Annotated in this window: 6 protein-coding genes; all 6 read left to right on the top strand. The window is 69.3% G+C overall.

Annotated features, from left to right (window positions below):
- A partial coding sequence (locus I53_RS18745) for an ABC transporter substrate-binding protein (protein WP_043353425.1) occupies window positions 1-1,116 on the top strand: 1,116 nt, incomplete at its 5' end.
- Between the two features lie 5 nt (window positions 1,117-1,121).
- On the top strand, window positions 1,122-1,988 hold the full coding sequence (locus tag I53_RS18740; protein ID WP_043353423.1) for a branched-chain amino acid ABC transporter permease: 867 nt from the start codon (window positions 1,122-1,124) through the stop codon (window positions 1,986-1,988).
- The gene (locus tag I53_RS18735) at window positions 1,985-3,046 is read left to right on the top strand and encodes an urea ABC transporter (RefSeq protein WP_043353420.1); all 1,062 of its coding nucleotides are present in this window, start codon (window positions 1,985-1,987) and stop codon (window positions 3,044-3,046) included. Before I53_RS18740 ends, I53_RS18735 begins: the two co-directional genes overlap by 4 nt.
- A complete protein-coding gene (locus tag I53_RS18730; protein ID WP_051044886.1) occupies window positions 3,043-3,801 on the top strand; it encodes an ATP-binding cassette domain-containing protein in 759 nt (252 codons plus the stop codon). The genes I53_RS18735 and I53_RS18730 overlap by 4 nt, the downstream gene beginning before the upstream one ends.
- 1 nt (window position 3,802) lies before the next feature.
- The gene (locus I53_RS18725) at window positions 3,803-4,528 is read left to right on the top strand and encodes an ABC transporter ATP-binding protein (protein WP_043353418.1); all 726 of its coding nucleotides are present in this window, start codon (window positions 3,803-3,805) and stop codon (window positions 4,526-4,528) included.
- A gap of 43 nt (window positions 4,529-4,571) precedes the next feature.
- Window positions 4,572-5,173 (top strand): amidase (locus I53_RS18720; RefSeq protein ID WP_043353417.1); only part of this gene is annotated, 602 nt, incomplete at its 3' end.

The raw sequence follows: 5,173 nt of genomic DNA, 5'->3' as shown, positions 1-5,173 counted from the left end.
GGATCGGGCGCGCTGGGCCTCGAAGGCAAGCGGATGATCGAGACCACTGAGTACGCGGTCGAGCAACTCAACAAGGCCGGCGGGCTGCTGGGGCGGCCGATCCAGCTCATCGCCTACGACACGCAATCGTCGATGCAGCTCTACACCCAGTATGCCCAGCAGCTCGCGCTCAAGGACAAGGTCGACGTCATCCAGGGCGGAATCACCTCGGCTTCACGCGAGGCGATCCGGCCCATCTTCGACCGAGCGAGGACTCTCTACTTCTACAACACCCAGTACGAGGGCGGCGTCTGCGACCGCAACGTGTTCTGCACCGGGTCGACCCCCGCGCAGACCGTCAACCACATCGTCGATTATGCCCTCAAGACCTGGGGCAAGAAGGCCTACATCATCGCGGCGGACTACAATTACGGACACATCACCGCGAGCTGGATGACGAAGTTCATGAAGGACGGCGGCGGCTCGGTGCTGGGCACCGACTTCTTCCCCCTCGACGTCACCAACTTCTCGTCCGCGATCAGCCGCATCCAGCAGGCGCAGCCCGATCTCGTCCTCTCGGCACTGGTCGGCGCCAACCATTCGGGCTTCTATCGCCAATGGGACGCGGCGGGCATGAAGTCCAAGATCCCGGTCGGGTCGAGCGTGTTCGGGCTCGGCGACGAACTGACGACGATGGATCCCTCCACGACGAACGGGATCATCACCTGCTACGGCTGGTACAACGACCTCGACACACCCGCGAGCAAGGCCTTCGTCGCCGGCATGCAGGCGAAGTTCGGCGCCGACGTCACGGATCTCAGCGAGCTCGACACCGCCACCTACGAAGGCATCCTGTTCTGGGCCGAGGCGGTGAAGAAGGCCGGCTCGATCGAGCGCGACAAGGTCATCGCCGCCCTGGAGAGCGGCCTGTCCATCGAGTCCCCGACGGGCAAGGTCACGATGGACGGCGCCACCCACCACACCATCCGCAACACCTACTTGGCCCGGCCGAAGGACCGGAAGTGGGAGATCCTCGCCACCTTCCCGGATTCGTTCCCGGCCGATACCGGCGGCGCCTGCGATCTCATCAAGAACCCGCGCACGAACAAGCAGTTCACGCCGGACCTGAAGGGCTGAGGGCGATGGACCTCGCGGGACTGCTCGCCTTCAACGTCCTCACCGGCATCGCCACCCTGGTGCTGATCACCCTCGGCCTCGGGGTGATCTACGGGATGATGCGCATCATCAATCTTGCCCACGGCGAATTCATGATGCTCGGCGCCTACACGGCGGTCATGGCGAGCGGCGCCGGGGTCAACATCTGGATCGCGATGCTGGTCCTGCCGCCCCTGGTGGTCGGCGCGATCGGGCTGATCCTGGAGCGCACCGTCATCCGCTTCCTTTACGGGCGGATGATGGACACGATGCTCGCCACCTGGGGCATCAGCCTGGGTCTGATCGGGCTGATCACCACGCTCTACGGCAACGTGGTGCGCGGGGTCTCGACGCCGGTCGGCAGCTTCGACATCGGGCGCTACGGGGCGAGCCTCTACAGCCTCGTCATCGTGGCGACGGCACTGGCCGCGCTGGGAGCGATGTTCCTGGTGCTGCGCTTCACCAAGTTCGGCCTGATCCTGCGCGCGACCATGCAGAACCCGCGCATGGCCGCGGCGCTGGGTGTGCAGCCGAACCGCATCTACATGGCGACCTTCGCCCTCGGCGCCGCCCTGGCGGGCCTTGCCGGCGGGGTCCTTGCCCCGATCTCGGGCGTCTCCCCGGCCATGGGCGCGGCCTACATCGCCCGCGCCTTCATCACGGTTCTCGGCGGCGGCCCCGCCATCGTCACCGGCACCGGCCTCGCTTCCAGCCTGTTCGGCGTCATCAACGAACTCGTCTCGTTCAAGACCACGCCGGTCATCGGCGACGTCGCCCTCCTCGTCGCGGCGATCCTGCTGATCCGCGTCCTCCCGCAAGGCATCACCGGCCGCTACCTGAGGCGCAGCCTATGACCTCCGAAGCCCCCGCCCGCCGGCTCTCCGCCGCGGGATTCCTGGCGACCCTGGCCCTCGGCCTCGCCATCCTGTTCGGGGCGCCGCACGCCCTCGATACGTTCGGCCTCGTTCAATGCACCGGCTTCGCGGCGCTCGCGATGTTCGGCCTCTCGCAGGGCTTCGTCTGGGGCTTCGCGGGGGTGATGTGCTTCGGGCAGGCGGCCTTCCTGGGGCTCGGCGGCTACGCCTACGCGGTCGCGGTCCTCAACATGGGCGACAGCAGCGTGCCCGTCCTGCTGTCGATCCTGGTGCCGATGCTGTTTGCCGGTCTGCTCGGCTACTTCATGTTCTACGGCCGGATCAGCGACGCCTATATCGGCGTCATCACGCTCACCGTGTCGGTGATCCTGTTCCAGCTGGTCAACGCCACCTCGGGCAGCCAGTACCGGATCGGCGTGGCGGAACTCGGCGGCTTCAACGGCATCCCGGCGATCCCCGCCCTCAATGCGCCCGGCCACCCCGACGAGCCCCTGGACATCGAGGGGATCTGGTACGCCGCGATGGGCGCGCTGGTCCTCGTCTACGCCCTGCTGCGGGGGATCCTGGCGAGCCGCCTCGGCCGCGTGGTGGTGGCGATCCGCGAGAACGAGACCCGGGCGCAGCTGATCGGCTACGACCCGCGCCTCTACAAGCTCATCGCCTTCATGATCGCCGCGGGGGTCGCGGGCCTCGCCGGCTGCCTCTACGCCAACTGGGGCGGCTTCATCAGCCCGACGGTCTTCGCCCTGCCGATGTCGGCGCAGGTGATCATCTACGTGCTGGTCGGCGGTCTCGGCACCCTGATCGGGCCGATGCTCGGCGCGGTGCTGATCCAGGCGCTGATCATCGCCGCCGGCAGCCAGAGCGCGGTGGATTCCAACCTCGGCCTCGGTCTCGTCCTCGTCGGCTTCGTCCTGCTGGTGCCCCAGGGCCTCGTCCCGGTCGCCCGCAGCCTCGGCCTGCGCCTGCTGGAGCGGCGGCCGCGCAGGGTCGCCGGCACGGCGCAGGACGGGCTCGCCACGGGGAGCGCACGATGAACGCCCTCAGCCCGCTCACCGGCCATCACGGCGCGCCGCTGCGCTCCCTCGTCGAGGCTCGCGGCGTGACCATGCGGTTCGGCGGCGTGACCGCGGTCGCCGATGTCGATTTCACCCTCGGGGAGGTCGAGCTGCGCTGCCTGATCGGCCCCAACGGCGCCGGCAAGAGCACCTTCTTCAAGATCCTGACCGGTCAGCTCAAACCCACCGAGGGCCTGATCCGCCTGCGCGACACCGACATCACCGGGGCCGAGCCCCACGCCATCGCGCGGCTCGGCGTCGGCATCAAGACGCAGGTGCCCAACGTGTTCAACGGCCTCTCGGTCCACGAGAACGTCTTCGTGGCGGCCGGGCGGCGCAAGTCCATCGCCCGCACCCGCCGCATCGTCGACGAGACGCTGACGCGCCTCAACCTCACGGGCATCGCCGGGCGGACCGTCGGCCAGCTCGCCCACGGCCAGCGGCAATGGGTCGAGATCGCCACCGTGCTGGCCCAGGAGCCCGAGCTGATCCTCCTGGACGAGCCCGCCGCCGGCATGACCCACGAGGAAGTCCACCGCACGGCGGAGCTGATCCGCGAGATCAACCGCACCCACGCCCTCATCGTGGTGGAGCACGACATGCCGTTCATCCGGATGATCGCCAAGACCGTGACGGTGTTCAACCAGGGCCGGATCCTCATGGAGGATACGGTCGACGCGGTGCTGGCCGATGCCCGCGTGCGCGACGTCTATCTCGGCAAGCAGGCCGCCTGACATGACCGCCTCAGCCAGCCCGCCGCTCCTCTCCGTCGAGGGCCTGCATTCCGGCTACGGCCGCATCCCGATCCTCGGCGGCGTCACCCTCGCGGTACGCCCGGGGGAGTTCGTCGGCATCCTCGGCCACAACGGCATGGGCAAGACCACGCTGCTGCGCACCCTGATGGGCTACCTGCCGGCCACCGCCGGGCAGGTCCGGTTCGAGGGGGCCGACGTCACCCGGCGCAGCCCGACGGCCCGGGCCCGGATGGGCCTCGGCTACGTCCCCCAGGGCCGGGAGATCTTTCCGGCGCTCAGCGTGCGCGAGAACCTGCGCATGGGCTGCCTCCTGTCGAAGCGCGGCGAGGACGAGACCATCGCCGACATCCTCGCCACCTTCCCCCGGCTGAAGGCCTATCTCGACCGGCCCGGGGGCGCCCTGTCGGGCGGCGAGCAGCAATTGCTGGCACTCGCCCGCTGCCTCTGCGGCGGGCCGACCATCCTGCTGCTGGACGAGCCGACGGAGGGCATCCAGCCCTCGATCATCGAGGAGATCATCGAGATCCTCCTGCGGATCGGGCGCGAGCGCGGGATCGCGCTGCTCCTCGTCGAGCAGAACCTCACCTGCATCACCGGCCTCTCGGAGCGCATCCTGATCCTTCAGAAGGGCGTCATCACCCGCGAGGTCCCGCCCGAGGTCGCACGCGACCGATCGCTGATCGACGAATTCGTCGGCATGGCCTGAGCCGCCGACGCCCCGCCTGTCCGTCCCAAGCCCGGAGTTTCCGATGGATGCCGCCCCGACCGACGCGCCCGATCTCGCCGGGATGCTGTCCGAGATGACCGTCGCCGACGCCCAGGCCGCCTTCGCGCGCGGCGTGACGGCCGAGGCCCTGACCCGAGCCTTCCTGGCCCGGATCGAGAACTACAACCCGCGCTACAACGCGGTGATCTTCCTTAACCCGCACGCCGTCGAGGAGGCGCGGGCGATCGACCGCCGCCGGGCCGCCGGCGAGGCCCTCGGGCCGCTGGCCGGGGTGCCGGTCGTGATCAAGGATACGATGGACGTCGCCGGCCTGCCGACCACGGCCGGCTGGCACTTCCTCTGCGCCAAGGCCGGGGGCGTCGACCTGATGCCCGCCACCGACGCGCCCGTGGTGGCACGGATGCGCGCGGCCGGCTGCGTCATCCTCGGCAAGACCAACGTGCCCGTGCTGAGCGCCACGGGCAGCCACGCCAACGACAGCTGGGCCGGCCCGACGCTCAACGCCATGGCGCCCGACCTCCTGCCCGGCGGATCGAGCGCCGGCACTGCGACCGCCGTCGCCGCCAGCCTCGCGGTGTTGGGGCTCGCCGAGGAGACCGGCGGCTCGATCCAGAACCCGGCCTC

The organism is Methylobacterium sp. B1 (assembly GCF_000333255.1).
GTDB classification, from domain to species: Bacteria; Pseudomonadota; Alphaproteobacteria; order Rhizobiales; family Beijerinckiaceae; genus Methylobacterium; species Methylobacterium fujisawaense.
The sequence above is the reverse complement of the archived record's forward strand: the minus strand, read 5'-3'. Positions and strand labels throughout refer to the sequence as shown.

Excerpts from the sequence above, each read along its gene's own strand:
- I53_RS18730 (WP_051044886.1), top strand. The coding sequence starts at position 3,043 with ATGAACGCCCTCAGCCCGCTCACCGGCCATCACGGCGCGCCGCTGCGC.
- I53_RS18735 (WP_043353420.1), top strand. The coding sequence starts at position 1,985 with ATGACCTCCGAAGCCCCCGCCCGCCGGCTCTCCGCCGCGGGATTCCTG.
- I53_RS18740 (WP_043353423.1), top strand. The coding sequence starts at position 1,122 with ATGGACCTCGCGGGACTGCTCGCCTTCAACGTCCTCACCGGCATCGCC.
- I53_RS18725 (WP_043353418.1), top strand. The coding sequence starts at position 3,803 with ATGACCGCCTCAGCCAGCCCGCCGCTCCTCTCCGTCGAGGGCCTGCAT.